The 25,760-nt window shown below is 46.4% G+C and carries 21 protein-coding genes and 1 pseudogene; 13 read left to right on the forward strand and 9 right to left on the reverse strand.

The annotated features are described in order from the left end of the window. The first annotated feature begins 371 nt into the window (after positions 1-371). The 3 genes from EKG39_RS15460 (at position 372) to EKG39_RS15470 (ending at position 3,600) form a co-directional block, all read left to right on the forward strand. Positions 372-2,120: a hypothetical protein gene (locus tag EKG39_RS15460; protein ID WP_126506734.1), complete on the forward strand. Its 1,749-nt coding sequence runs from the start codon at positions 372-374 to the stop codon at positions 2,118-2,120. 85 nt (positions 2,121-2,205) lie between these two features. Beyond that, positions 2,206-2,619 carry a DUF3010 family protein gene (locus tag EKG39_RS15465; protein WP_126506736.1) on the forward strand — a complete coding sequence of 138 codons (414 nt, stop codon included), beginning with the start codon at positions 2,206-2,208 and terminating at the stop codon, positions 2,617-2,619. A 126-nt stretch (positions 2,620-2,745) separates the two neighbouring features. Continuing rightward, complete coding sequence (locus EKG39_RS15470) at positions 2,746-3,600, forward strand: PA4780 family RIO1-like protein kinase (protein ID WP_126506738.1); 855 nt, start codon at positions 2,746-2,748, stop codon at positions 3,598-3,600. Positions 3,601-3,644: 44 nt separating this feature from the next. On the opposite strand, the gene EKG39_RS15475 is transcribed toward EKG39_RS15470, so the two are convergent. The 4 genes from EKG39_RS15475 to EKG39_RS15490 form a co-directional block, all read right to left on the reverse strand. Continuing rightward, positions 3,645-4,172 (reverse strand): peroxiredoxin family protein, encoded by a 528-nt coding sequence (locus tag EKG39_RS15475; RefSeq protein ID WP_126506739.1) that lies wholly within the window; start codon positions 4,170-4,172, stop codon positions 3,645-3,647. A 63-nt stretch (positions 4,173-4,235) separates the two neighbouring features. After that, complete coding sequence (locus EKG39_RS15480; RefSeq protein ID WP_126506741.1) at positions 4,236-4,616, reverse strand: hypothetical protein; 381 nt, start codon at positions 4,614-4,616, stop codon at positions 4,236-4,238. A 131-nt stretch (positions 4,617-4,747) separates the two neighbouring features. Next, positions 4,748-5,095 carry a hypothetical protein gene (locus EKG39_RS15485; RefSeq protein ID WP_126506744.1) on the reverse strand — a complete coding sequence of 116 codons (348 nt, stop codon included), beginning with the start codon at positions 5,093-5,095 and terminating at the stop codon, positions 4,748-4,750. Between the two features lie 129 nt (positions 5,096-5,224). Continuing rightward, positions 5,225-6,769, reverse strand: a complete 1,545-nt coding sequence (locus tag EKG39_RS15490; RefSeq protein ID WP_126506746.1) for a S41 family peptidase — start codon at positions 6,767-6,769, stop codon at positions 5,225-5,227. A 666-nt stretch (positions 6,770-7,435) separates the two neighbouring features. Here EKG39_RS15490 and cobA point away from each other — a divergent pair. Next, positions 7,436-8,245: a uroporphyrinogen-III C-methyltransferase gene (cobA, locus tag EKG39_RS15495; RefSeq protein WP_126506748.1), complete on the forward strand. Its 810-nt coding sequence runs from the start codon at positions 7,436-7,438 to the stop codon at positions 8,243-8,245. 300 nt (positions 8,246-8,545) lie between these two features. On the opposite strand, the gene EKG39_RS15500 is transcribed toward cobA, so the two are convergent. Continuing rightward, complete coding sequence (locus EKG39_RS15500; protein ID WP_126506749.1) at positions 8,546-9,379, reverse strand: TIGR03899 family protein; 834 nt, start codon at positions 9,377-9,379, stop codon at positions 8,546-8,548. A 75-nt stretch (positions 9,380-9,454) separates the two neighbouring features. Beyond that, positions 9,455-10,645 carry an MFS transporter gene (locus EKG39_RS15505; protein ID WP_126506751.1) on the reverse strand — a complete coding sequence of 397 codons (1,191 nt, stop codon included), beginning with the start codon at positions 10,643-10,645 and terminating at the stop codon, positions 9,455-9,457. 257 nt (positions 10,646-10,902) lie between these two features. On the opposite strand from EKG39_RS15505, the gene EKG39_RS15510 reads away from it, so the two are divergent. The 7 genes from EKG39_RS15510 (at position 10,903) to EKG39_RS15540 (ending at position 19,062) form a co-directional block, all read left to right on the forward strand. Beyond that, positions 10,903-11,763, forward strand: coding sequence for a formylglycine-generating enzyme family protein (locus EKG39_RS15510; protein WP_126506753.1), 861 nt, complete (start codon positions 10,903-10,905; stop codon positions 11,761-11,763). 401 nt (positions 11,764-12,164) lie between these two features. Then, positions 12,165-13,562 carry a porin family protein gene (locus tag EKG39_RS15515; protein ID WP_126506755.1) on the forward strand — a complete coding sequence of 466 codons (1,398 nt, stop codon included), beginning with the start codon at positions 12,165-12,167 and terminating at the stop codon, positions 13,560-13,562. A 62-nt stretch (positions 13,563-13,624) separates the two neighbouring features. After that, on the forward strand, positions 13,625-14,773 hold the full coding sequence (locus EKG39_RS15520; protein ID WP_126506757.1) for an imelysin family protein: 1,149 nt from the start codon (positions 13,625-13,627) through the stop codon (positions 14,771-14,773). A 147-nt stretch (positions 14,774-14,920) separates the two neighbouring features. Continuing rightward, a complete protein-coding gene (locus EKG39_RS15525; RefSeq protein ID WP_425470183.1) occupies positions 14,921-16,540 on the forward strand; it encodes a di-heme oxidoredictase family protein in 1,620 nt (539 codons plus the stop codon). Positions 16,541-16,773: 233 nt separating this feature from the next. After that, a complete protein-coding gene (gene hemG / locus EKG39_RS15530) occupies positions 16,774-17,295 on the forward strand; it encodes a menaquinone-dependent protoporphyrinogen IX dehydrogenase (protein ID WP_126506759.1) in 522 nt (173 codons plus the stop codon). Positions 17,296-17,406: 111 nt separating this feature from the next. Beyond that, complete coding sequence (locus EKG39_RS15535) at positions 17,407-17,943, forward strand: cytochrome b/b6 domain-containing protein (protein WP_126506761.1); 537 nt, start codon at positions 17,407-17,409, stop codon at positions 17,941-17,943. A 69-nt stretch (positions 17,944-18,012) separates the two neighbouring features. Further along, on the forward strand, positions 18,013-19,062 hold the full coding sequence (locus tag EKG39_RS15540; RefSeq protein WP_148103058.1) for a glycosyltransferase family 4 protein: 1,050 nt from the start codon (positions 18,013-18,015) through the stop codon (positions 19,060-19,062). A gap of 72 nt (positions 19,063-19,134) precedes the next feature. Here EKG39_RS15540 and EKG39_RS15545 read toward each other — a convergent pair whose 3' ends face one another. The 3 genes and pseudogenes from EKG39_RS15545 to nfsB all read right to left on the reverse strand — a co-directional run bounded on the left by EKG39_RS15545 (position 19,135) and on the right by nfsB (position 21,740). After that, entirely contained in the window at positions 19,135-19,797 is a 663-nt protein-coding gene (locus tag EKG39_RS15545) for a thiol:disulfide interchange protein DsbA/DsbL (protein WP_126506765.1), read from the reverse strand. Positions 19,798-19,967: 170 nt separating this feature from the next. Continuing rightward, positions 19,968-20,627, reverse strand: a complete 660-nt coding sequence (locus tag EKG39_RS15550; RefSeq protein ID WP_126506767.1) for a DNA-J related domain-containing protein — start codon at positions 20,625-20,627, stop codon at positions 19,968-19,970. Between the two features lie 460 nt (positions 20,628-21,087). After that, positions 21,088-21,740: pseudogene (gene nfsB, locus EKG39_RS23850) on the reverse strand (oxygen-insensitive NAD(P)H nitroreductase). 526 nt (positions 21,741-22,266) lie between these two features. On the opposite strand from nfsB, the gene EKG39_RS15565 reads away from it, so the two are divergent. Together EKG39_RS15565 and EKG39_RS15570 are read left to right on the forward strand one after the other, a co-directional pair. After that, complete coding sequence (locus tag EKG39_RS15565; RefSeq protein ID WP_126506769.1) at positions 22,267-23,916, forward strand: CHASE domain-containing protein; 1,650 nt, start codon at positions 22,267-22,269, stop codon at positions 23,914-23,916. A gap of 179 nt (positions 23,917-24,095) precedes the next feature. Beyond that, positions 24,096-25,757 (forward strand): diguanylate cyclase domain-containing protein, encoded by a 1,662-nt coding sequence (locus EKG39_RS15570; protein ID WP_126506771.1) that lies wholly within the window; start codon positions 24,096-24,098, stop codon positions 25,755-25,757. The last annotated feature ends 3 nt before the right edge of the window (positions 25,758-25,760 follow it).

The following is a 25,760-nucleotide window of genomic DNA, read 5'->3' on the forward strand; positions in this document are numbered from 1 at the left end:
CTTGAGCTTATCGTCACCCTTGTGATGATGCTCACTAAGAGTCACTGACAGAGCTGTCAGCAAACAAAAGCCTTGCTCGTTTCATTGCTTGAGATGAGCCAGTGGTTTTGATTGGCTTGCTGGCGCCTGCTTAATCAAAAGCCGTTACACCTGAATAGCCCGATGTGGCTATTCAGGTCGTATCTCAGAGTCAATTTACGCTCCCCTTTTCAATCACTCCCTAATGAGCTAACTATCTTAATTGACTTATTTTGTTACTCGGGAACATCGCTCCCTTTTAGCCGTCCGTTATAGTATATTTAATTCTTCTGTCTACAGGGACCGTTTGTAGGTAGACACTTGTTTGCATAATTTTAAATGGAGTTTGATGGATGAAGAAAATATTAATTGCAGCAGCCGTGGTTGCCGCTGGTGCGGGTGGATATTGGTTGAGTCAAGATATGCCGGGTTCTGCTTCCGGTCAGTCTGACACTGTGCTTGCCTCTATTCCAGCTGACACACCACTGTTTTCAGCCCAGCTAAAGCCTTTTCCAATCAAGTCCTACGTGAACTCCCTTTCAAAAAGCTATAAGACTGTCCCCGATGAGTTTTTCTCAGAGTTAGAGCGGTCTGACGATGCGAGAGCTAGATTCATCTTGAGCCTGAGTCGCTCCTATATGGATAGCCTGCAAAGCGGCGAGCAATTTATCGCGACCTTTGGTTTATCGGAAAATATTCGCAGTTATTTCTATACTCTTGGTATCTTGCCCGTAGTTAAATTTGAAGTGGAGAAACCCCAGGCAATATGGGCTCTGCTCGAGAAGGCTGAGCAGGAGAGTGGTTATAGCCATGAAACCAGAACGCTGAAAGGTCTGGAATATCGTGTTTACACCCTTAGCGATATCGGAGACCCGGAAAAATTAGAGCTTCTGTTTGCTCAAAAAGATGGCTTGCTTACGGTGACCCTAAATAGTGCGTTTATCGATGAGCCGACGCTGGAAACAGCTCTGGGTGTGCGGCCTGTACCTCAGTCATTGGCCGATTCAGGAATTATTGAACAGATCATCAAGACTCATGGTTTCAGCGATGAGGCGATCGGCTATCTGAACCATCAGGAGATAGTCAAAGCTATCACCACGAAAGAGGGCAATCAACTGGCTCAGCAGATAACAGCTTTCTCGGAGCAAGAGGGGGAAGATCTGCTTGCCGAGTTCAGAACCCCCGAGTGTCACCAAGAGTTTTCTGCTATCACCGCCAACTGGCCGCGTACGGTATTTGGGGTGAATAGTACCAATATCGAGGATAAGCAGAGTAGCTTCGACATATCAACGATCGTAGAGAGTAAGAACCAGACCTTGCTCAATGCCCTTAAAGAAATGCGGGGCTTTATACCCGATTACGCTAAGAACCCAGGAGAGTCTGTTTTTTCAATGGGCGTAGGCATTGAGCTTAACCAACTGGTGCCGTCATTGACTGCCGTTTGGGATGAGTTGTTGCAGCCACAGTACCAGTGTCAGGTTCTGCAGGAGTTTCAGCAGGAGTTATCGGGTCAAAGCCCGGCAATGTTAGGCATGTTTACCGGAATGGCAAATGGCGTCAGAGGAGTCAGTGCTGCGATTATTGACTATAAATTTGCTGATGCATCAGCTTCAGGCCAGGGTGAACCGGCCTTAGATAGTGTCGATGCCATCGTGAGCTTATCTGCCGACAATCCGAGTATGTTGTTCAATATGGTGAAGCCTTTTGCTCCCGAACTTGCCAATATTCAACTGCCACAAGATGGTAGCGTTATTGACCTCTCGCATCTGCTTCCTTTGCCGCCTGAATATGGCATTAAGCCGAAGATGGCGCTGAAAGGCAATCACCTGGTTTTTTTCAATGGTGAGAAGGCGAAAGTCATCGCCGAACAGTTGGCTTCTGAACCGCTTACCGATAATGGTTTGTACAATATTGCTCTGGATTATAAGAAGTTATTTACGCCAATCGTGACTCTGGCCGAAATGACTGGAGAGCCTCTTCCCGAAGAGCTATCTATGATGAAAGATTATGATATGCAGGTGAAAATGGGCGTGGATATCAACGAACAAGGCATCGTTTTTGATTCCTATATAAATAACAAAGTTACACCAGCGGAAGAGTAAGTTAACATCTCTCTTCTTGAATAGAGCCAGCATCGCTGGCTCTTTTTATTGGCTAATACTCATTGGTATAAAAGTAAGGTGCGATATGTTGGTTGCCGGAATGTTTTTGAAAGCAAATGAGGTTCGAATTGTTACCCTTAACGGGACTCGTACAACTCATGAATTGGTGGCTCCGAAGACGAATAAGTTCACCTTAATCAAGAACCCTACTCAGGGGGAAGTAGTCACTTTCGGTGAACAGATAAAGGCATTCTGTATCGAACATGGTATCGATAAGATAGTGCTGAATCGGCGTGCGAGCAAGGGGCAAGGTGCTGGAGGTGCGGGGACATTTTTGATGGAAGGCGTGATTTTAGCCCTGTCTACATCGAGTGTCGAGCTTGTGCATCCAGCGACTGTCAGGGCGACAGATAAGCGCACATCGGAACTGAAAGCGTTAAAACCCAAAACGGTCGATCTGGGCAAGGCTTACGATCTGGCGTTTGAGTTTCTAACTTAACTGTTTAAAAATTAGTAATTAATCATTGCAGTATAGGCTTGTATTGAATCGTTATGAACCGCGCTATTTTGAATGATAATTTGCTTAGTTATTCCATCAAGCCCTTAAGTAGGGTATAAGGGCGCTATGAAAATCCCGAAACGTATTCAGCCTCTCGTAGATGAAGGCTTAGTTGATGAAGTCCTTCGTCCATTAATGAGCGGCAAAGAGGCCGATGTATTTGTTGTTCGTAGTGGCAATGAAGTGCGATGCGCCAAAATTTACAAAGAAGCCGAGAAGCGCAGCTTTAAGCAGGCGGTCCAATACCGTGAAGGTAGAAAAAGCCGTAATAGTCGACGAGCTCGTGCTATGGAGAAAGGCTCGAAGTTCGGTCGTAACGAACAGGAACAGGCTTGGCAGAATGCTGAGGTTGATGCCCTGTTTCGCCTGGCTTATGCCGGCGTAAGAGTGCCTCAGCCATACGGTTGTTTCGATGGTGTGCTGTTAATGGAGCTCATTACCGATGAGCAAGGGTTTGTCGCCCCCAGATTAAATGATATCTCTCTGACTGCTGAGGAGGCCCTGGCGCATCATAAGCTGGTTATGAAAGATGTGCAGCGTATGTTATGTGCAGGTTTGATCCATGGCGACCTGTCTGAATTTAATGTCTTGCTGGACAGCAAGGGCCCGGTGATCATCGATCTCCCCCAAGCCGTCGATGCGGCAGCGAATAATAACGCCAAAAGAATGCTTGAGCGTGATGTTAATAATATGACCCATTATTATGGTCAGTTTGCCCCAGAGATACTCCAGACTAAGTATGCCAAAGAGATGTGGGCACTGTTCGAGTCGGGCAAATTGAATCCAGAGTCAGAACTGACCGGGAAGTTTAAAGAGAGCACTAAAGCGGCTGATGTCGATTCGGTGCTGGCTGAAATCGAAGCGGCCTTCGATGAAGAGCAGGAACGCAAAGAGCGGATCCGTGAAGCGGCAGAAGGATAGAGTTCCTAGGTCCTAGTTTCTAGATTCTAGGACCTATTAATCTTTTACTGCTTTTCAATTCCCAACTGTTTCAGCGTCGCTGCAATATCTTCCGCTGCCGTTTCGGCGTTAATATCTTCGTCAATTTTTAAGATTTTTCCATCTTTACCGATATAAAATGTCACCCTGCTGGCTACGCGAACAAAGTTAAGCACATCATAGGCTTTAGCGGTCTCTTTGGTCGGATCGCTTAACATAGGAAAGTCAGCTTTCTGTTTCTTAGCAAAGTCCTGGTTATCTTCTAAGTCATCGACACTCGCCATCATATAAGCCGCATTGTACTCACGGATTAAATGCCCCTTTTGAACCAGAGAGCGGCACTCGAGGGTGCATCCGCGGGTATTGGCCATAGGGTACCAGGCCAGGACTAATGTCTGCTTCCCCAAATAATCCTTGAGTTGGTAGAACTCGCCGTTGGTGGACTGTAATTTAAAGTCCGGCGCTGTGTCTCCGACCTTAAGGTCGCTTGCCTGCACATAGGCCGAGCAAGCCAGTATTAAAGAAACGATAAATATTTTAGTCAGTTTAATCATCACTACCTCCAGGATCCGTTAATCCATTAATCTAATTTTACTAAGGGGCTGAAAAAAACAAAGCTAACAGATGTTACAGCTTATTTTTAGTCTAATCCTCTCATTCCCCTCGACCAGAGTCGAGAGGGTTTCGCCGGACTCGATATTTACAACTTGTTGTTTCATTTGCGCTATATCTTCATCCGGATGTTTTATTTTTATTGAACTATCCAGTTGTATCATGCCTGTTGAAGTGACAGTTGGATGAAGAGATATTGCTGCCTGAGCAGTTGAAAACCGACACTCAATATCGGCTGAACTTATTTGGGACTCATTGAGGATTATACCGTCATCGAGCTGCAGCTCTATGGAGATACTTAGTTTTGGCTTGGTCGATAATTCAAATTTTTCAGCCTTCTTTCTGTACTGAGCATTCAGGTAGAAGCCACCGATTGGACTACTCATTTTATATTCCATTATCTGTTTTATTATTTTTTTAGGCGACAAACTCCCTAAGGGGAGGCGAGTATTTCACATTCGTTATTGCTAATGTGAATACTCACTCTACTATGCATCTTGGTCATTTCCTAGCACTGCTAGGCATCCTGATTGTTTTCTAATTCAATTAAAAAGTTAGCGTAGTTTACCCAATCTATGATGAGTGCCTTGATAAGCATCTCTGTGCCCGGATCAGCATTAGGATGCTTTGTCTTCTCATTGAGTGTTTCAACGACATGTCTGACTTCTATCGGTTTAAGCGTTAACCTGAAATTATCTTTTGGGCTTGGGCTGGCATCCGATTGAGGATTAAGCGGCCCACTCATCTGATTTTGGACACTGAGTGCCAATCTGGGGTTGACTCCACGGAGCAGGGCGACGGTCATGCGCAGTGCTCCGCGGTTAAAGGTATCTGCCGTTAACAGGTGCTTTGCCTTATTGGACATCTAGCCTGCTCCTAAGGTACTCGTTAAGTCAATATTAACAGAAGCTTTGCCGTAATTGATATCCGGCTTTCTCATCGGTTACTTGGGGAGGATATTTAATGCTTGTTAATACATATTATGGAGAACTAGTTATGGGGTACTAGGGCTCCATAAATTATTGGATACTGAGCGTTTCCAATCGGCTGTTTCAACTTGCTTTAGCGATAGCTCTGGTACCGTCGCTTGTCTATTTTCACCGGGCCTTCCCTCTTGTGTGAGCAAAGTGACTAAACCTTGCCAGTGAATGGTTTCATTGATTGGTAGCTTAATGTCAGGATGGGTCCCCTTACCCGATAGTAATTCTCCTCGTGCGCTATAGGCAATACTGGCTGTGACCCTTACCTCGATATTGCTCTGGGGTAAGTTGAAACTGTACCGCTTGCCTAAGTCTCCGGAGGTCTTCTCTCCAATAAGTGTCACCCTCGGCCAATTCTTCGCTACATAGGCTATCCATTCGCACTCTTCCCGACATTCGGGACCAATGACTAGTGCGAGACGATGAACTTTGCTTTTATTCGTGTTTACTCCTGACATTGCGGGAGAGCGTCTGGCATACCAGTGTCCAAAACGGGCTGCATTTTCATTGTTTATTGTTTGACTGATATCTGAAAATTGGATCTGCTCGAAGAAGTTAAATTCATCGAAAGGGAGAAAATTAAGCGGTCTGAGCAGATCGCCCTTAAAGTCGGTCGAGCGCCGATATTGCGACAACGCCATCAGGTATCTGCTGGCTTCATCATTCCCGCTAAATTGCTCAGGTCCTGCAAACTCGCTTACCAGTAACTTTAATAGCCTGTCACTGTTTCCGGTAACCGCTCTTAAGTCCAGGATGGTTAACGGGTAAGTAAAGGCAAGTTGTAGCTCTTTAAGCGCCAAGGGGTCGGTGTCAAACCGGGTTAAATCTGTAATGTTAATCAGGGCGGCACTACTTTCAATATCGAGGGGGTCTTTAATGATGAGTGTATCTTTGGGCCAGGCATCTGTCTGTACCGCTAATCTCATCTGTATGTTCGAATCGAGGTTGTCAGTCAGTGAGAGCCTGACCTCATCGGTAACGGGGAGTCCCATCTCGGCTCTTAGCATGTCAAGTTGAGAGAGCCATTGTATCTGTTGAGAAGTGCTCAGTCTCAGGGAGTGAGGAACAAAGCGTAAACTGACGTCTATCCAGCGAGAAAGCGGAATTCCATCTATGTGAGTAATGTAGGGATGTTCAGGGTCCAGTAGTTGCTCGTCCTCGTTCAGTGCGAGCCAGGTATCCCCCAAGGGCCTTAACCGTAACGGTAGTATGCCTGAAGGCTGTATATGGGCGTTGATGCTTGTGCCCGGGTCATTGAGCATGGCGATGAGTTTTAACACTTCGGCTTTGAATTTGTCGCTGGTAATATTGATGGGGTAGCGATAAAGAATAGAGTCCACTGCCCGCTCAATGTTTTTCAGCCGTGCGCTATCCAGGCCTGAAAATGCCGAATGTTGCCTGATCTCATCAACTAATATATTGAGATCCTGGCGCATCTCCCTATGTCTTAGGCTCACCTTATATTCTGTGGAGGCGAGGGTTAAATGCGCGAGCTGCAGCGTACTTATCAATAAACATAAGCCAAATGTATTGACTATCTCTTTAAATCCAAACTTCATATCACTCCTTGATATGTATACTTATCGCTCTGTGTGCGAGAAGCTTCAGATAAAACAGACCAAAAGCACCGAATAGATACACAAGATTGATAATGAATACTCAGTTTGTGTATCTCAATTGTAGTCTACCTGTCTCTATTCATAACCTTTTCGTTCATAAAAGGATGTCGGTTAGTGGATACCAGTCTCTACCTATCTTATTGATATACATGGTTTGCCGTTAGCTTTGTACTGCTCAATGACTTGGGGTTATAGCCCTGGGCTTCAGATGGGCCGGGCATGAATGCCATCATCTTTTCGGCGATCTAAGCTGTCATCACACTTTATTCGCTGCCAATGAGTATAGATTGCTTTGATCCGGCTAACCCCAGCCTTTCGATTAGAATTATTTGCGATAAGCTAGTGTAAAAGTAGAAAGGGTTAGTATCGTGCTCACTTAACCGTTTCGATGTTTTAATCCTCGATCTTTTACAAGCGGCTGATTTTATAGGGGTTTATAAGTATTTTTTGATGTTGGCACTAGATAAATACTGTATTTTGGTGACATTGAGTTGGAATATCACTTTTCTAATAACCAACAGTTATAAATATTAACTTTTAACTATTTAATAAGTTATAAGCTGACCGTTATATTTTACTGTATTCAATAGTATGTGGGGCAGTGAGATGGAAATTGTAACTTTACCGGGTCAGAGAGAGGGTGGAAAAGTTTGGCTGGTAGGTGCAGGGCCTGGGGATGTCGAATTGCTGACACTTAAGGCGTACCGGATCCTAAAGAGTGCCGATGTGGTTCTCTACGACGCCCTAGTCAGTGAAGAGATAATGTCACTGGTTCCCTTTGATGCTGAAAAAATTGCCGTCGGTAAACGAGCCGGTAAGCATAGCGCCAATCAAGATGAGATAAATCAACTCCTGGTGACCAAAGGATGTACCCGTAAAAATGTGGTGCGTTTAAAAGGCGGGGACCCGTTTATTTTCGGCCGTGGCGGAGAGGAGTTGCAAAGCTTAGTGGAGGCCGGGCTGGAATTTGAAGTTGTACCGGGTATTACCGCGGCCAGCGGTACCTCATCCTATGCCGGTATTCCCTTGACCCACAGAGACCACGCTCAGGGCGTAACCTTTATCACGGGTCATTGTCAGTTAGGTAGCCGGCCTATGAACTGGACAAACTATGCTAACCCCAACAATACCTTAGTTATCTACATGGGTATTCTCAATGCCGGAATCATCAGTCAGGGACTTATCGATGCCGGACGAAGTGCGCAGACTCCGGTAGCCATCGTCTCTAAGGCGACTACATCCGAGCAGCGCCGCTTTATCGGTAACCTGGGAGAGCTGGAACAACTCGCGGCAGATCCTGAATTGAAAATGCCAGCCTTGATGATCATCGGCGAGGTGGTTCAGCTTGCCGATACGCTTAACTGGTTTACTCCCGAAACTCATTCAGAGACTCCGGCCGTAAGCTATGAGCTATGAGTTATGAGCTACGAGTCTGAAGTTGTAAGCTTTAAGTGGTAAGTAAGAGAAAAAGCGTTAGGGCTTTGCTGCCGTATGATTGCCCGTCATCCTGAGCTTGTTTCAGGAGTGGGACTTCTTCATGTAGGAGCGGCTTTAGCCGCGAATGTTTTAGAAGAGAGAGTAATAAGCTGTAAGCGGTAGGTAAGAGCCCGCTGGTTATAAGCGCTTAGTCGTCATACTGAACGAACTTAAAACTTAAAACTTAAAACTTAAAACTTAAAACTTAAAACTTACGACTTAAAACTTCTTTTCTCGTCGTTACTCAATCTTAAAATCTTGCGAAAACAATGCTTTGAATGCTTTTACGTACTCGGTATCTGTTTTAGGGTGTATGAGTTGAGTTAACTCGTCACCGATAGGCGTCAATCGATAATAATTAAACAGCAGATGACCGCTCTTAGGGGTTAACTTCATTTTTTCATCGAGCAAGGTGAAACTCATGGGAGTCTTGCTGTTTAATAGTCCTGTCTCGAATTCGCCTCGGTGCAATATGCCTGCATCGACCAGAGTCAGAATATTGGAGTAGGGCAGGCCAAAATTGGACAGGCCGATATTGATAGGTGATGACTTTCTGAATATTTGCCCAAAACCGCCTGTGTATCGATAGCCTATGATTAGCTTTAAGCGTGATTCATTATTGACCTTTACCGCCATACCAAGGGCTTTTTCAAATATCTGAGCCTCTTTATGGGTTAACTGCTTCAGTGTCGATAAGGTTCTTAAGCTAAAGTTACCCGGAGTGGTGATTTCATTGGCCAGTATTCGTCCCCATAACTCCTGCATCTTGCGGTTATGTATCTGCTCGGCGATTTGAAAAAATTGGTGTGCCCAATCTGGATCCAAGTCGACTCCGGTCACGTCTGAGGGAGTATGACTCAGCGCAATCGTGTATATGGTTTCTAAGTTGGCCTGGTACTGGCTGGATACTTTTTGCTGGCGAAAGGCTGCCCGTTCGGCGACAGAAGCGCTGCCTGGTCGGTAACCCTCTTCACTGCTTAACCCTAATTGGCGCCCTAACAGCAGCGCTTTTTTTCGGGCCGACACATCAGACTGTGCAGCCTTTGCCTCATTGATTCTAGCTAATTCAACCATGCTCTACTCTACACTTCTATTGTCACTGAATACTTTTCGACTGAATAGTATATTCGCTATCTTAACTAAAATGGCTCATGGCTTCACTCTGTGTTGTATTTTTTTTAAGCTCCATGACCAATTTACTTCATTTCCCTGAGTCGGTGTTATTGGAATATTCCTGGCCAGAAGCAGCGAGCAAACAGCGAAACCAGCTCCTATGTAGAAGACCGCTTGCGGCGAGTGAAGCCACAGCAGTCCCAGCAGCGCCGGAATGACGACCGCGGCGATGTGGTTAATCGTAAAGCTGACAGACATAGTGGCGGCAATATCTTTGCTATCGGCAATTTTCTGAAAGTAGGTTTTGATTGCTATAGCCATCGCAAATAACAGATGGTCGATAACATAGAGTGCAGCCGCTATTTCAGGGTGTTCAACCAGCGCATAGCTGACAAAGATGATGATAAGTCCAACGTACTCAATCGTCAGGGCACGCTTTTCGCCAATTCGACCGATGAAACGACCTATGGCTGGGGCAAAGAGTAAGTTAACCACATAGTTGATGAGGAAGAGGGCCGTTATCTCACTCACGCTGTAACCAAACTTCTCCACCATCATAAAGCCGGCAAACACCATAAATATCTGGCGTCTTGCTCCGGAGAAAAAAGTCAGCAGGTAATAGAGCCAATATTTTTTTCTGAGGATAATCTTTTTATGTTGGGGCTCTCCAACCTCAAATTTGGGGAAATACACAGTGATAGTAATAACCATCAACAGGCCTAGACTGCCTATCAGGGCGTACATCCACACATAATCCAGTTTAAGCCAACTCATGACTAACCAGATGCTGGCGTAGCCCGACAACGCTGCCGCAGAGCGCCATGCCAGTGCCTTGCCCAGAAAACCGGCAGTCTCTTTCTTATCCACCCATTGTAGCGTCAGGGACTGGTTGATGGTTTCAAAGTAATGAAACCCGACAGACATCAATATGGTTGTCAGATAAAGTCCTAATACCTGAGGGAAGAAGCCTGTGATTGCGACGCCAATACACAATAGGGCTAGCGAGAGCAGGGCGAATGCCTGTTCGCGAATAAGCAGAAGAATGAATATTGCGGTGAAGGCGAGAAAGCCCGGAACCTCTCGTAAGCTTTGTAGGACACCAATTTCTGCACCGGTGAATTGTGCCTGCTCGATGACGAAATTATTCAAAAGCACCTGCCATATAGAAAACACCAGCGACATGATAAATGTCATCCAGAGAAGGAGTTTTTGCGGGCTTTTACTCATAAGGTCATTCCATGCTAATGATTGTTATTTTTATCAGGAAAATCAGTTTACATGAGTTAATTCTTATCTTGTTAGTATTTATTTTAAACATATCACTCTATAGTGAAAGGAACTTAAGGGGAGTAAGGTCTCATGGTAACTCCGGCTGCTTCTTGAACATTTTGTTATTGAGCTCTTAATTAAACGCATAATTGAGCACTTGGTTAAGCACTTCATGAGGAGTGGGCCGTTTTCAGAAATTACATAAGGAAGATGTTATGTCTGGTTTGGAATTATTTCATTTACCCTTGCCACGGTTATTGCGACTAATCGTGCCGCCATTAAGCCTGCTTGCAATGTTAATCAGTTCATCGGTTTTCGCTGACTCTGCTCAGCGGAAACCGGGGATTCTTGTGCCGGGATCTTCATTTCAGATGGGATGTTCGATCAAAGATGAAGATTGTGAGTCAGATGAAGGCAAACCCGGCGGCGTCTCCGTTTTTGTGCCTGCATTTTACATAGATACTCATGAGGTAATGGTCAGTGAATATCAAGCCTGTCTGGATGCGGGGAAGTGCAAAAGACCTAAAGATTATGGCCTTAATCAATACTGTAACTTAGGGGCGAAGGGACGGGATAATCATCCCATCAACTGTGTCGATTGGTCACAGGCCCAGACATTTTGCCAATGGCGGGGCCAGCGTCTGTCCTATGAGGCCGAGTGGGAGAAGGCGGCTCGTGCATCGAGTTTAACGCGATATCCCTGGGGAGATGCGGTTAGCTGTAAGCAAGCCATCTTGGATGATGGTAAAACCATGGGATCTGTAGCTGGTGAACCCGATGGTTGTGGAGAGGACCGTACCTGGGCGACAGGCTCAAGAGCCGCTAATGCATTTGGCCTATTCGATATGCATGGCAATGTCGGAGAGTGGACCATGAACTGGTATGCGAAAGATGGTATTGCACAATATGTCCAGGGGAACCTTACAGATCAGAAACCCAGCCCCCGTAAGGTCGTGAGGGGGGGCTCATGGGATGAGACAGCGCTTAACCTGCGCAGCTCTTTTCGTAATATCAAAGCACCAATCAGTGGTGAAGGGATCTATGGTTCCATTGGCTTCAGGTGTGCCAATAACTAAGGTTTGAGGTTAAGAAGGTTTGAGCTTAAGAAGGCTTGAGGCAATAAGGTTTTTACCCCTTTGGCCTTAAAAACCTTCAGGTCTTCTAGCTCTTTCTTACCCCTTAAAACTTACAGCTTATAACTATCTCTATTAAGACCTTCGCGGCTAAAGCCGTTTCTACACAGAAAACCTCTTTGCTCTGACTTATCACTTAAAACTTACCGCTTACAACTATCCCTTTTAAAAGCTTCTCTTTGACTGTTATCTGTACGCATCTCCTAACAGCTTTTTGTCTGTTTGGCTGCAAAAAAAGTAACCAAATTGTAATTCTTATTGTAAATTTTAATGCAAATGATTCGTATTTGAATTATTTTGTTCGCAAATTCAGGGGGAACTGTTAATTCAGGGCGGATAAGAATATGAAATTTAAGTTAAGTTTGTTGGCGCTATCTATCACAGGGTTGAGCATCACTGCCTTTAGCAGTACACAGGTGTTGGCAGCAGAACCTGCTCAACTCGAACAGGCGATCGCGAAGCAGGAAGCCGAGCTTAACAAGCTCAAGCGGGATCTGGCGGAACTTGCCGCGCAGCAAAAAGTTCAGCGGCAAGAGCAGGAGAAGCAGGCCCAAGTTGTCACAGCGGCCAAACAGGAGCTTGCCGAGAGTAAGTTCAGTAAGTTTAAGTTCAAGTCATACGGCAGCATGAACTACACCAGCGACGAGTATTTTGAAAATGTGCAAGATACTTCGCCGGAGCGCCGTGGCCGTTTCGATCTTGAGCGTATTGTGACTGAATTCGGCTACCAGTTTACCGACGAGTGGGACATGGAAGTGGAGATCGAATATGAGCATGGTGGTACAGGTACCGCCCTGGAATATGACGGTTTCGATGAGTTTGGTGAGTTTGAGTCTGAGGTCGAGGCTGGTGGCGAGGTCATGATTGAGAAGGCTCAATTGAGATACCGTCCCAGCGATGCCTTCGGGGTTAAATTCGGTAATATCCACCTGCCGATCGGTCTGTCGAGTATTCTACACAAACCCGATCAGTATCTGACTGTACTGCGTCATCGCAGTGAAGCGGCCATGTTGCCCGCCGTATGGAATGAAACCGGTGTCGGCGTATTTGGTGAGGTGGCGAATTTCCACTACCAGGCACAGGTAGTCAGCGGGCTCAACTCCGAGTACTTCAGAACCTATGACTGGGTTGCATCAGGCCACCAAAAGCGCTTCGAGCATGTTAATGCCGATGATCTGGCCTATGCGTTGCGTCTCGATTACGGAAACTTTAAGAAAGGCTCCGCTGTCGGTGTCGCGTATTATTACGGCAATACCACTGGCAACCGTCATAAGAGTAACAAGGTTCAGGGCGATGGTACCGTGAGTATCCTTGCCGTCTCTGGTGCATTTGTTCAAGGTCCCTGGATCTTACGTGGCCAATACCTCAATGGCACTCTGAGCGATGCCGATGCCATTACCCAATCCAATAAAACCACTCCAGGCTTAAAGCCCGGTAACTTTGCGCAATTAGGCTCTAAGTCGGAAGCCTTCTTCGTCGAAGCCGGGGTCGATTTAGGTCAATTCACGCCGGTACCAATCACGATCTTTGCCAACATTGACTACTCCAATCCGTTGGCCGAAGTCGAGACCGGGACTGCGACTAAGCGATATGAAAATACCTGGACCAGTGTAGGGGTTAACTATTTCCCAATTCCGGAGATTGTGCTCAAGGCCGAGGTAGGTCGCCAGCAGGTAGCCGTGTCATCAATACCAGATACTAACTTCTTCGCACTGGGTGTCGGTTACCAGTTCTCGCTGTGATCGACGCAATCACAGCGCACATCAAACATGAAGTACAACATTAAGTAAAAATGGAGCTTTACATGAAACCTTTAAAATATTCGGCAATTGCAATTGTGCTCATCTCTACATTGGCTGCTTGCGGTGGTTCCGGCAGCGATGATACGACTCCACCGATCGATGAGTCTAAGTTTGAATTTGCGGCGACTGAGATGATCACAAATCTGACCGATGACGTGATAGTCAGTGGTTATGCCGCCCTGGCGATGAAAGGTGAGGCGCTGTTATTAGCCACACAGACATTGGTCAACACGCCGACACAAGCGAATTTGCTCGCCGCTCAAGAGGCGTGGAAAGCGGCCCGCCAACCTTGGGAGCAAGGTGAATCTCATATCTTCGGCCCGGTTGACTCGTTAGGCATCGATCCACACTTAGATAGCTGGCCGTTGAATACCACAGATTTGAAGACCGTCTTAGCCAATAATGCCGGTTTCGATGCCGAGACAATCAAAGGCTGGAACGACGATGTTCAGGGATTCCACACCATGGAGTATCTCTTGTTTGGTGACGGTGTTGCTGACAACGAGAAAGCGATTGCCGATTTAACTACTGCCGAGAGTGAATATCTGATGGGCTTAGCGGAAGTGTTCCGCGACTACACTAAGGTACTCGATGATGCATGGCAGGTAAGTCATGATGGACAAAGTGGCAAGGCATATGGCGAGCTGGTTAAAAAACCGGGTAGCGATGGCAACACTTTTTACAGCTCACAGGTCGGTGTTATTCAAGAGTTAGTGAACGGCATGATAGGTATCGTCGATGAAGTGGGTAACGGTAAGATTGCCGACCCATTCGGCGTATCGTTAGAGACTGCGGATACATCTAAGGTGGAGTCTCAATATTCCTGGAACTCGTTAACCGACTTCAGCGATAACATCGTAGGCGTTCGTAACGTTTATCAGGGAGAGTTAACGGGGGCGAGCGATAAGCAAGGGATTATTGATTTCGTTAAAGCCGCCGATGCCACATTAGCCGCTCGTGTTGGCAGCGAGATAGATGATGCCATCATCAAAATTCAGGCCATCTCAGGTACAAACAACATGCCTTTCCGTCAGGCGATATTGGATGTTGAGGGCCGCGTAAGGGTTCAAACTGCAATCGACGCCCTCTCCAAGCTGCAAGCCAGCTTAGAGTCCGACATATTGCCATTGCTTAACGATTGGAAAGTGTAACTCCCGATTTATGAGCTGACTTTGCAGATAAATTAAAGGAGGCACCAAAGCGGCCTCCTTTCCTGTTTATTGAACTCTATTTTCCATCTGCGGCAAACTCAGGATAGAGATTAGCCTGGCGGAATAGTTCAAACAGTGTGAGATAAAATGATGATGACACACAGATACCCGGGTTTAGCATTTGCGCTATGTATAGGGTTGAGCGCCTGTGGTGGTTCAGGTGATGATGCACCAGAGCCTAAGCCGGATGAAAAGATCTACCCGGCATTTACTGATATCAGCGCCAGTGGCGGTGAAACAACAACATTCGATGCCTCGGAGTCGGGACACGGCTTCTCGACGCCGGCTCCCAACCTGTCAGATGAAAATCTGGAGCTGCATTTAGAGGGAGATCTCGGCTTCGAGACGGCATTTACCACCGCGCCGAACAGTGAGCATCCGGATCTCGATGGTTTAGGCCCGGTATTTAATAATGCCGACTGTAATTCATGTCACCAGCGTGACGGGAGAAACTCAACCCCTATCGTTCCCACCGGAAAAGATCGTATTAAGCTGGGCTCTGAGGCCGGACTCTTCCTGCGTATTAGTAAGGCCGCGGCAGAGCCATGTACTCAGGGGACGGAGGCAAATGACTATTGTGCGCCTATCGGGGTGCCCAATTTTGGCGGGCAACTGTTTCACCGTGGCGTGCTGAAGGCCAGACCGGATTGGGAAGATAACCTTTTTGGTGGTCAGGCCGATGTGTACCTCTCCTATGAGACTAAGCAGATGACCTATCCTGACGGAACTAGCGTCACCTTGAAAAGGCCGCTGTTTGACGTCGAAAACCCCTACGATGCTCCGGGCGAAACTCTAAACAGTGCCAACGTAACATCTGAGTTATTACAGGATGACGTCTTGATGGGATGGCGAAATGGCTTGCCGGTATTCGGATTAGGCTTACTCGAAGCTATCCCCGAGGCCGATATCTTAGCCCTGGTAGATATTGATGATGCCGATGGAGACAAGATCTCCGGTCGGGCAAACTTTGTGTTCGATGCGGTCAAGGCTCAGGCCGGCGATCCTAACCCTGTCTCTTTAGGCCGTTTTGGCTGGAAAGCCAACACGCCCAGCGTACGGGTACAATCTTTAGGCGCCCTGCGTGGTGATATCGGCATTACTAACCCACTGTTTCCCGATGAGAGTATCGTCGGTACAGCGCTACATGACAGTTACCTGACCAGAACTGGTTTCACCGATACGGGTGAAGACGAGAACGGGGCACCAGAGGCAAGCGCAGAGTTCAGTGATTCTGTGGTCTTCTATGCCGAAACCCTTGCCGTGCCCGCGAGGCGCAACATTTCAAGCCCTGACGTGCGTGAGGGCGCGCTATTGTTCGAGCAGCTCAACTGTACCGGTTGTCACAAGGCGAGCTTCGTGACTAAGTCTGCAGGAAAAATTGGTGGTTTACCTATGGCTGAGGCGCTCAAGGGGCAGACTATCTATCCATTCACTGACATGTTACTCCATGATATGGGTGATGAGTTGGCCGATGGGCGTCCGGACTTTCTGGCTAATGGCAATGAATGGCGTACTCGCTCTCTTTGGGGAATAGGCCTGACACAAACCGTTAACCCTCAGGCGGGCTTCCTCCATGATGGTCGCGCAGCCACTCTGGAAGAGGCTATTTTATGGCATGGCGGTGAGAGCGAGCAGAGTCGTGATGATTTTATGGCACTGAACAAGTCCGAGCGGGAGCAGGTGGTATCTTTTCTGATGTCACTCTAGAAAGTTAAGTATTAACTTCTGAATAGATGAAACGGCCACCTGTAATTGAGGTGGTCGTTTATCTTTCAATGCCGGTAAGCTTACTCGTTTTGGTAAATGGAAATTAGGATTTGTGATACAGGTAAAATTTACCCGGGTTTTGCAAATGACCGCCGTGATCTGTTTCATGTAAATAAAATGGCATTTATCTTATTATTGTAGTTGTCATTTTTATCAAATTTTGAGAGGTGCTGGTGAGCAACATCTTAATTATCTACTCAAGTGTGCATGGTCAGACGCGTAAGATCTGTGAATATTTAAAGCAACAACTTGAGACTGTTGGAAATACTGTCACGGCATCGAGTATCGATGACGTACCCGATTTGGCGGTATTCGACAAGATAATCTTAGGTGCAAGTATCCGTAACGGGAAGCACAGCCCATCCGTGTATCAGTTTATCTCTAACAACCGTGCTATTTTAGACCAGAAAGTAACCAGCTTCTTTTCGGTTAATCTGGTGGCGCGTAAGCCTGCAAAGAACACAGTCGAGACCAACCCATATACTAAGGCATTTCTCGATAAAACAGATTGGCGTCCTACTTTGCTGAAAGTCGTTGCCGGTAATTTAGATTATCAAGGTTACGGTGCAATGGATCGAAATATTATTCGTTTCATCATGTGGATCACCAAAGGTCCTACCGATGCCAACACTAAGATTGAGTATACCGACTGGGATAAGCTTGAAACATACGCTCAAGAGTTTCACGCACTTTAAGCAAGTGGCCAACAAGGGCATGAACGGCCCTTTGAAAGGGGCGGTTTAAAAAAGAGAGCTGCGCGGGTATCAGATTCATCACATTTTTTTCGCTCATTCATGAGGCATCATATGTCTAAGCCAGCATCTGCAATTACAAAGTTATTCTCTAAACTTAATGAGCTACAGCATCTATTCATTATCATCTTATCGGCTTATCTCATCGCAACCAGTGGTTGGATATTAATCGGTCGCAGCTTGAGAGCGAGTGCCTCCTTCTGGGATTTGGCCCATGTTTATCTGGGACTCGTAACGGCCATCATCTCTGTCACCTTTCTGCTCTCTAATTGCCTGAAGGGGAAATGGCGTCAGTACTTTCCCTGGCTTAAGGGCGACTTCTCGCAAATAAAGAAAGACATCATTGGATTATTCAAAGGAAAGATCCCTATTGCCGGTGGCAGTGGACTCTTTAGCTGGATCGAAGGTTTGGGTATGTTGGTGTTCGTTGGCGTAGGTGTTACTGGCGTGGTCTGGTATGTCCTGCAGGGAACTCCGGATGCACTTTTATGGCGCGGCTACCATATTCTGTTAGCTAAGAGCTTTATTGGTTTCATCGTGCTGCATATTGTCTTAGCGGGTTTACATCTATTAGATTTTATTCGAGATTGATCTACACTCTGTGGGTAAGCCATTAATTAGGCTGTATTTCCTTTAGTACCTAGTATCTGTGAGGTGCCTTTGCGACCGCAAGTGATCCACCTTATTGATGACTGTAAGTTGGGGGGCGTCAAGTTGGCGCTCGAGAGTCTGTCTGACTCAAGCTTAAAGCAGACGTTTGATTTTAAAATTTGCTCCCTCAACTTACACTCCTGTTTCCCCCGTCGTTATAAGGCAGATATTATTTGCCTGCACGCCGCGGCTTCCTGGCGAAAGCTACCCGGCCTCTGTCTACTTCGTTTAGCCAATATTGGAACGCCACTCCTCTATCAAGAGCATCACTACAGCGAATGCTTTGTTAAGCATAGAGTCAATGAGCCCTGGCGCTTCTTGCTGATGCTGAAGCTCAGTTACCGATTAATGACTCGTGTACTGGCTGTGTCGGATGCACAAGCCTATTGGATGAAAAAGGAAAAACTGACGAGTCAAGACAAGCTCATTGTGATGGGGCAGGCAAAGGATGTAACCCCGTTTTTAATGCTGCCGGCTAAGCCCGTCGGTAGGCCTGTCGTGCTCGGAGCCTATGGACGCTTCGATCCTCAGAAAGGGTTTGATCTCCTGCTCGAAGCTATGACTCAACTTTCACCTGAAAAGGTTGAACTCAGGTTAGCTGGCGGGGGAGAGGAGTTAGAGGGGCTGGAGGCCAAATGGGCGAGTTTGCCCCATGTACGCTTTGTCGGTGAGATCCACGATGTGTCCCAATTCTTGTCCGGATGTGATGCCGTGGTGATCCCCTCTCGCTGGGAACCTTTTGGTCTGACTTGCCAGGAGTCTTTAACCGCAGGCAAAACCATTATCACCAGTGGTGTCGATGGGATCAATGAGCAGCTTGAGGAGATTGAATCATTGGAGCTTAATGGAAACGGGGACTTGTTGAGGCTTACCGATCTCAGCCCTGAAAAGATTGCTGAAGCGGTCGATAAGCTGATTGATCGCGCCGACGAGCAACTCGAAGGCACCCAAGAGACGAATGCGTCATTGGCATTAAGCCGTCAAGCAAGGAAGATAGTGGCTGCGCGTTGGCCGGTGTTACTCGAAAAGTGGCGTGAGGTGTTGAGTAAGCATCTATGAAGGCTGAAATCGCCCATAAAAAAAGGCTCCCTCGGGAGCCTTAATTGAATGTTGAGAACAGAAACGAATCTATTACTTATGCTCGACGGCTAAATAGTTGATCAGGTCGATAAGTTCGCCCAGAGTACGGATCTGTCCCATATTAACGGCGTATTTATCGTTGACGATAAATGCCGGAACACTTTGAATACGAAACTCTCTTTGCTGGACGCGCCACAAGTCAATTTTGTCGCTCACGGCTTTACTGTCGGCGATAGCATCATATTTACTGATATCAAAACCATTGTCGGCAAAGACCTTCTTGATGTCATCACGATTGTTCAGTTCTGGTTTCTCATGGGCACTATGGTCGTGATCATGGCTATGACCATTTGCGCCTTCATCGCCCTGAATGGCGGCGAACATAGCGTGAGTCATCTTATCACCCGCATCCAGCTCCTGAATGACGGCCAATGAACGCATGACTTCGGTACCAATTTCGCTATTCATAAAGTCAACGTGCTTGCTATCGAACTTCACGTTTTTATTTAAGTTAGCTTTGATATCGCCAAGATACTGGGTTTCCATGTTGAAGCAGTTATGGCAATAAAAAGAGTAAAACTCAGTAAGCTTAGGCTGGGCACTCGGTGCTTTATCAGAAACTTGAGTAAAATGCTTACCTTCTACAAATTGTGCGGCAAAGCTGCTCAATGGTGCAACGGCTAATGTTAATGCTAGTGCAATATGTTTAATCAATCTTTTGTCCTCAAAAGTGACCCGCGGCTCGATCAAATATCACATGAGCCTGCAAAGGTGCCTGAAAAATTCAGCTAAATTTAGCATAGAAGCTTAAGCTTAATTATGACTGAATTTGGAACAGGAAACAGGCCTACTAGTGTGACTTAGGTTGGGATTTGAGGCAGATTTTAATATTTCTCTCTTAAAGCTTGCCAGGCTTCACACACTTTACGGAATTGAGCCGCATCGCCATCGGGGCGATCCGGATGCCACTTCAATGCCAGTTTACGCCATTGGCGACGCACCTCTTTATCCGTGGCATTCACATCCAGTTCGAATACGGCCAAAGCCTGACTCTTATGCATTAAGTTAGGGTTGGTGCCGATATAATCTTCATAACGATTCCAGAAGGATTCGAGCATCTCTTGTATGATATCGGGACAAGTATCGTAGTTAATCCAGTTAAGGTAATACTCTCTCAGTGCATCATCCTCCCTGAGACTGGAATCTAAGTTGCTGGGGATGATTCGGAATATTTGTATCTCCATAGCTTTTACTTGGAGCCAGTGCTGTGGCAGAAGCATAGCCTGGAGCTCAAACAGGGCGTTCATCAACAGGAAATTACGTTTGAAGAGGGCCTTTTGTTGGTCCTCATCGAGATCTTGCATTAAGCCTTTATTCTGTAGCTCGGCGGCCAGATGGTGCACTTTCCAGCTCTTATTGGAGGTCTGTAGTAGGCTGAGTAGTGGCCAGATAAGCGGGTTATCCCCTTTGATAACAGAGATATCGGCTACTGATTTAGAATCAGATAGCGCGGGGAGTGCCGTTGAATTTTTGCCTAGTAACATACTCCGAATCCATCCTCTACTGGCTACCGCTCTTATGACATTAAACAGACTATGACACAGAGAATGAGGATTACAAGTGGGCTGAGTGATTGCCCCTATGGATAACGAATATAGGGGCATTGGGGGATCTTTATACCGACTGGTATTATACCAATCGGTATAAAGGTGTGGTCACTCAGCGAGAGTTTAGCGCTTGTGAGGCAAGGTCATTAATTGCTCCTGCATAAATGACATTTGCAACATCCATGTTGCTCGCAACGAGTGAGGAACATAGTTATTCTACGTTTAAGCTCGTTAACGCCGTATCGCAAGTGCTAAAACTCGCCTTTCAGGAGTGTTTTTGGCTGCCTACTTCTGTGTTGAATGAGTTCAAAATGGATCTCTATTCCCTCACTCGTTCGCTTTGAATTATGCAGCCAAAAATAACTCTGAGTTGATAACTTTCTTATACTGATTGGTATTATATTTCGGTGAAGAGTTGCTCCTGTGGCAGCCTGGACTTAGGCAGTTCGGCATTAAAATCATCCTCTGCCTTGTAGCCCAGAGCGACGATGACCGAAGCGCAATAACCTTGTTCTCTTAACCCCAATACCTGGTTAAGTATGCCTGCATCGAAGCCTTCGATAGGACAAGCATCCACGTCGATGACATTGGCACCCGGCAGTAGGTTGCCCAGAGCCAGATACACCTGCTTTTCCATCCATTATTGAGTGTCTTTTAGCTCATATCTGTGCATGTTTGCAAAAAATGAGCGACCATTGTGCTGTCCCTGTTTCGCCTCCTCATTGCTGAATCGACCATCTTTCTCCTCCTGCTCCAGAACTGTAGACAGGTGTTGATCATCCATCAGCACCTTTGTACACAGAACCAACAGATATGATGCATTGAGTAGCTTTTGGGTATAAAGCCAAAGTTCACCGTCGATTCAGCAATCTTGGCCTTACCCTCTTCAGATGATGCCAGAACAAAATGCCTGGGCTGGGAATTGGTAGATGAGGGGCTGTATTGCTGCAGCGTCTAAATATCTGCAGTCTTGTCTGCAGCGATCTTTTTGGTCGGATTGAATGCCTTGGTGATATAACGTTTTTGGGTCAGGTAGCTCAGTTCGCTCATTTACAATCTCCATCGGGTAGGGCAGAAATCATCATTTTATTCCTGAGCTTTATATAAACAATACCGATAATAAGCCGAAATTTTCAATTTTTATTTGATAAAAGCTCTTCGTAACGTCCGTTATATTTTGTATAAACAGGAATCTCATCAGACTCGTTATTAGGCTATTTCTGCCTCACTGGCTCAGACTAAAATCAGCCTCACTCTGGTAGATGATTGAAGCTAATCGGTATTACATGTTTATGGAGACAAATACCGGCGAAACCTCACGCTGGCATGGGGTAGACTCAAACGATTATCATTTGATTTCCCCCTTTTTAGAACTAAGCTCAATGAAGAGAGTTTTCCCGTCGTTTCGACTCGGAGTCGATAGATTTTAATCTGCTGTAGAGGGCTGGTAACTATTATGGATAACGGATTTTTAGATTGTTATCGCTTTTTGGACAACATTAAACGTGGAAGAGTGTATTAGAGGTCACCGTCATGAAGATTGTCTGCGTTACCCAAAGGTTACAGTGACATAATTATGCCCATATCTAACCCCCGGGTGCGTTACATCATCTTATTCTCTGTATTGATTGGCATTCTGCTTTCCGGCTTGATTGGTTACAGTTTTTATCAGAAAGAGACTCAAGCGATAGAGGCTGATTTCAGAAGAGACGTCGATAATAAAGTATCGGCTTTCGAGCGTGAGCTATTGCTGAAGTCAGAGGTGTTGTATGCACTTAAAGGCTTGTTTGATAGCTCTGAAAACGTGACCGCGCACGAGTTTAAAAAGCTGGCTGCAGAGTTCCTGATTCGCCATCATGATATTCAGGCATTGGAGTGGGTGCCCAGAGTAATGAAGGAAAACAGAGATACCTATGAGCAAGCCCGCAGGCTTGAGTATCCGGATTTTGAATTTACCGAGCGAGAGTCACAGGGACGTATGGTCCGGGCTTCTGAACGTGCCGTATATTTTCCTGTTTACTATGCTGAGCCAATTAAGGGGAATATGGTGGCCCTGGGATTCGATCTCGCTTCTGATGAAAAGCGATTAAAGATAATCAATAAATCCAGAGATTTAGATCTTCCTTTAGCGACTGAAAGTATTAGGTTAGTTCAGGAAACCTCTACTCAAGTTGGGTTTCTTATGTTTATGCCGATCTATGACGGTGAACCGGCAACCATGAGTAAGCGTCGTGAAAAGCTCTTAGGATTCGTGCTTGGTGTATATCGAATTGGTGAAATGTTTGAAACCGCTATCAGGCATCCCAGAGTGCAGGGTATCAAGCTGAAATTAATCGATAATACGGGTATCGAGGCGGCTCAACTCTATGACAACTATTCTGACATTCAGCGTCAGGATAAGACCCCTGCTGCGTTCAGCTATAGTAAGCCCCTGAAGCGGTTTGGCGGCCGACAGTGGACACTGGTCGCTAGCCCAACGTTAGGCTATATCGCCGAGCGAAGAAGCTTGCTGCCCTTGATGACAGGGAGTTTCAGTATTTTGTTCGTACTCGTCGCCGGTATGTATATTTTTCTGGTCGTTAAGCAGTCTATTGTTATCGAGGCTGAGGTGATTGAGCGTTCTAAGGCACTGCAGAAAGTTACGCGGGCCTTGGAAGAGAGCTCCCTTATCGATGGACTGACTAAGGTGACGAATCGCCGGCAATTTGATGCTCAATTTGAGACCGAGTGGCTGAGGGCTATTCGAGATGGTAGTGCCTTGTCGCTGATTATGATCGAGCTAGATGATTTCAAGTTGTACAGTGAGCATTATGGCCATCTAGCGGGCGAACAATCTCTCAAAGATGTGGCCGGGGAGCTCTTGCGTACAAGGAGTCGTAACTCTGATCTGGTGGCCAGATATAGTGCCGAAACCTTTGTCATCTTGTTGCCAAACACTGAAGAGCCGGCCATTTTAGCTGAAAAATGTCGCGTCAATATCGAGAAGTTATACATTCCCGATGAAGTGTCGCCTGTCTCAGAGTATCTCACCATCAGCTTGGGGGTGATGACAGTGATCCCTACTCAAAGTTGTAACCCGGATGATTTTATCAATGAAACCTCTAATGCTCTGTCACAGGCCAGATTAGCCGGTAAGAATAGAGTTTCTGTTTCCGACAAAACCCGGATAGTTAATCAAGGCGATGTTATCGATTTCAAATCCCCCAAGGGTCAGACTCCGGAGTAAGCTTCATTGGGATACCTCCTATAAAATGCACTCCATTCTCTACGACTTTCTTATGACAAAATCCTTACCTTATGAGGGACTTAATTTTCTCTATAATGTGACAAAAATGTTAACTCTATGCCGGTTTATCGTGTAAACTGCAGATTAAATGCCTGTTTCTATGGATACATTGTCCCGGTATGAATTTTTTTTCTAAGTACATTCTGCTATCCGCTATCTTGGTAGGTTTAACCCTTTCTGCCTATATGGGAATAAGTTTCTATGAAAAAGAGACCAAGGCGATAGAGCAAGATTTTTATAAGGATGTCGATGATAAAGTGGCGGCTCTGGAGAGGGAGTTACTGCTCAATATCGAGGTGCTTTTTGCCATCAAAGGTTTATTTGATAGCTCCAATGAGGTGAGTTCTGCCGAGTTTAACCGTATTGCGCACAGTTTTCTGGTCAGGCATCAGGATATACAGGCACTGGAATGGGCCCCTAAAGTCCCTGATAGTCAGAGAGCTGCCTATGAAGAGATGAAGCGCGTCGAGTTTCCGGATTTTGAAATTACCGAGCTTGGTTCTCAAGGGATGATCCGTGCGTTGGACAGGGACAGCTACTTTCCCGTCTCCTATGTCGCCCCCTTTTCAGGCAATGAGGTGGTCATGGGCTTCGACCTCTCCTCCAGTGACAAACGTGTCGAGACCCTGGAGAAAGCCCGCGATCTGGATAAGTCGGTGGCGACCCCCGGCATAAGCCTGCTTCAGTATCACTCGAACCAGAAAGGGATCCGCATCTTTCTGCCCATCTACTCGGGGGATCCAACCACAGTCTTTAAACGTCGCGAGCAGCTTAGGGGTTATGTGTTGGGGGTTTATCGTATTGGCGACATGTTCGATAGCGCGATCAAGCGGACCTCGGCTCACGGCATCTACTTCTCTTTGGAGGATTGGACCTCTGGCAGTAGTGCCAGTCTATACTCCAATTTCCCTGAAAACCTGCAATTGAGCAGGTCTCAACTTGACTTTACCTATGAGAAATCACTGGCTCGGATCAGCAGCAGGCAGTGGGCAATTGTTGCAACCCCCAGTGTCGGGTATGTGGCGGAGCGGAGAGGTAAACTGCCCTATATGATCGCGATATTCGGAGGGCTATTTGTCCTGCTCGGTGCCTCCTATATCTACGCGATCCTAAGGCGTTCAGTCTTGATTGAAAATGAGGTTGAGCAGAGGACCCATGACCTGAATGAGGCCAAACGAAAACTGGAGGAGCTGTCGCAGACCGATGGCTTAACTAAGATCCCAAACAGGCGCTGTTTCGATGAGACGCTGCAGGCTCAGTGGCAAAAGGCGATAAGGGAAGAATCGTATATCGGATTGATGATGATCGATATCGATCACTTTAAACTCTACAACGACACCTATGGCCACCTCGCAGGCGATCAATGTTTACGGGAGGTGGCTCAGGCGTTGAGCCAGACTCTCAACCTCAACACAGATCTCGTGGCCCGTTATGGAGGGGAGGAGTTTGTTGTATTGCTGCCTCGTACCCGAGACTGCACCTCTCCGGCAAAACGATGCCAATACAATATTGAGCGATTATCCCTCCCCCATGAAACTTCGATGACCAGTGAATTTATTACTGTCAGCATAGGTGTTGCCAGTCTCTCTCCTACGAAAGACTCAGATCTGTTGGATCTCACGACACAGGCCGATCTGGCTCTCTATGAGGCTAAAAACTCAGGTAGAAATCGGGTTTGCTTCTTTAAACCTAAGCCTGTAGATATTTCCACTATAGGTCATCAAGATAGCCATCAAGCCAACCATAAAGTCAGTACTGCGGGGAGTGGTAAGAGTTTATAAGCC

It is taken from the genome of Shewanella atlantica (genome assembly GCF_003966265.1).
Lineage (GTDB): Bacteria > Pseudomonadota > Gammaproteobacteria > Enterobacterales > Shewanellaceae > Shewanella > Shewanella atlantica.

What these genes read in the sequence shown, in the direction of transcription:
- EKG39_RS15500 (WP_126506749.1), bottom strand. Translation starts at nt 9,379, where the DNA reads ATGGTTGAATTAGCTAGAATCAATGAGGCAAAGGCTGCACAGTCTGAT.
- cobA (WP_126506748.1), top strand. Translation starts at nt 7,436, where the DNA reads ATGGAAATTGTAACTTTACCGGGTCAGAGAGAGGGTGGAAAAGTTTGG.
- EKG39_RS15510 (WP_126506753.1), top strand. Translation starts at nt 10,903, where the DNA reads ATGTCTGGTTTGGAATTATTTCATTTACCCTTGCCACGGTTATTGCGA.
- EKG39_RS15570 (WP_126506771.1), top strand. Translation starts at nt 24,096, where the DNA reads ATGAATTTTTTTTCTAAGTACATTCTGCTATCCGCTATCTTGGTAGGT.
- EKG39_RS15550 (WP_126506767.1), bottom strand. Translation starts at nt 20,627, where the DNA reads ATGTTACTAGGCAAAAATTCAACGGCACTCCCCGCGCTATCTGATTCT.
- EKG39_RS15485 (WP_126506744.1), bottom strand. Translation starts at nt 5,095, where the DNA reads ATGTCCAATAAGGCAAAGCACCTGTTAACGGCAGATACCTTTAACCGC.
- EKG39_RS15460 (WP_126506734.1), top strand. Translation starts at nt 372, where the DNA reads ATGAAGAAAATATTAATTGCAGCAGCCGTGGTTGCCGCTGGTGCGGGT.
- EKG39_RS15465 (WP_126506736.1), top strand. Translation starts at nt 2,206, where the DNA reads ATGTTGGTTGCCGGAATGTTTTTGAAAGCAAATGAGGTTCGAATTGTT.
- EKG39_RS15520 (WP_126506757.1), top strand. Translation starts at nt 13,625, where the DNA reads ATGAAACCTTTAAAATATTCGGCAATTGCAATTGTGCTCATCTCTACA.
- EKG39_RS15505 (WP_126506751.1), bottom strand. Translation starts at nt 10,645, where the DNA reads ATGAGTAAAAGCCCGCAAAAACTCCTTCTCTGGATGACATTTATCATG.
- EKG39_RS15525 (WP_425470183.1), top strand. Translation starts at nt 14,921, where the DNA reads ATGATGATGACACACAGATACCCGGGTTTAGCATTTGCGCTATGTATA.
- EKG39_RS15490 (WP_126506746.1), bottom strand. Translation starts at nt 6,769, where the DNA reads ATGAAGTTTGGATTTAAAGAGATAGTCAATACATTTGGCTTATGTTTA.
- EKG39_RS15475 (WP_126506739.1), bottom strand. Translation starts at nt 4,172, where the DNA reads ATGATTAAACTGACTAAAATATTTATCGTTTCTTTAATACTGGCTTGC.
- EKG39_RS15565 (WP_126506769.1), top strand. Translation starts at nt 22,267, where the DNA reads ATGCCCATATCTAACCCCCGGGTGCGTTACATCATCTTATTCTCTGTA.
- EKG39_RS15515 (WP_126506755.1), top strand. Translation starts at nt 12,165, where the DNA reads ATGAAATTTAAGTTAAGTTTGTTGGCGCTATCTATCACAGGGTTGAGC.
- EKG39_RS15535 (WP_126506761.1), top strand. Translation starts at nt 17,407, where the DNA reads ATGTCTAAGCCAGCATCTGCAATTACAAAGTTATTCTCTAAACTTAAT.
- EKG39_RS15480 (WP_126506741.1), bottom strand. Translation starts at nt 4,616, where the DNA reads ATGAGTAGTCCAATCGGTGGCTTCTACCTGAATGCTCAGTACAGAAAG.
- EKG39_RS15470 (WP_126506738.1), top strand. Translation starts at nt 2,746, where the DNA reads ATGAAAATCCCGAAACGTATTCAGCCTCTCGTAGATGAAGGCTTAGTT.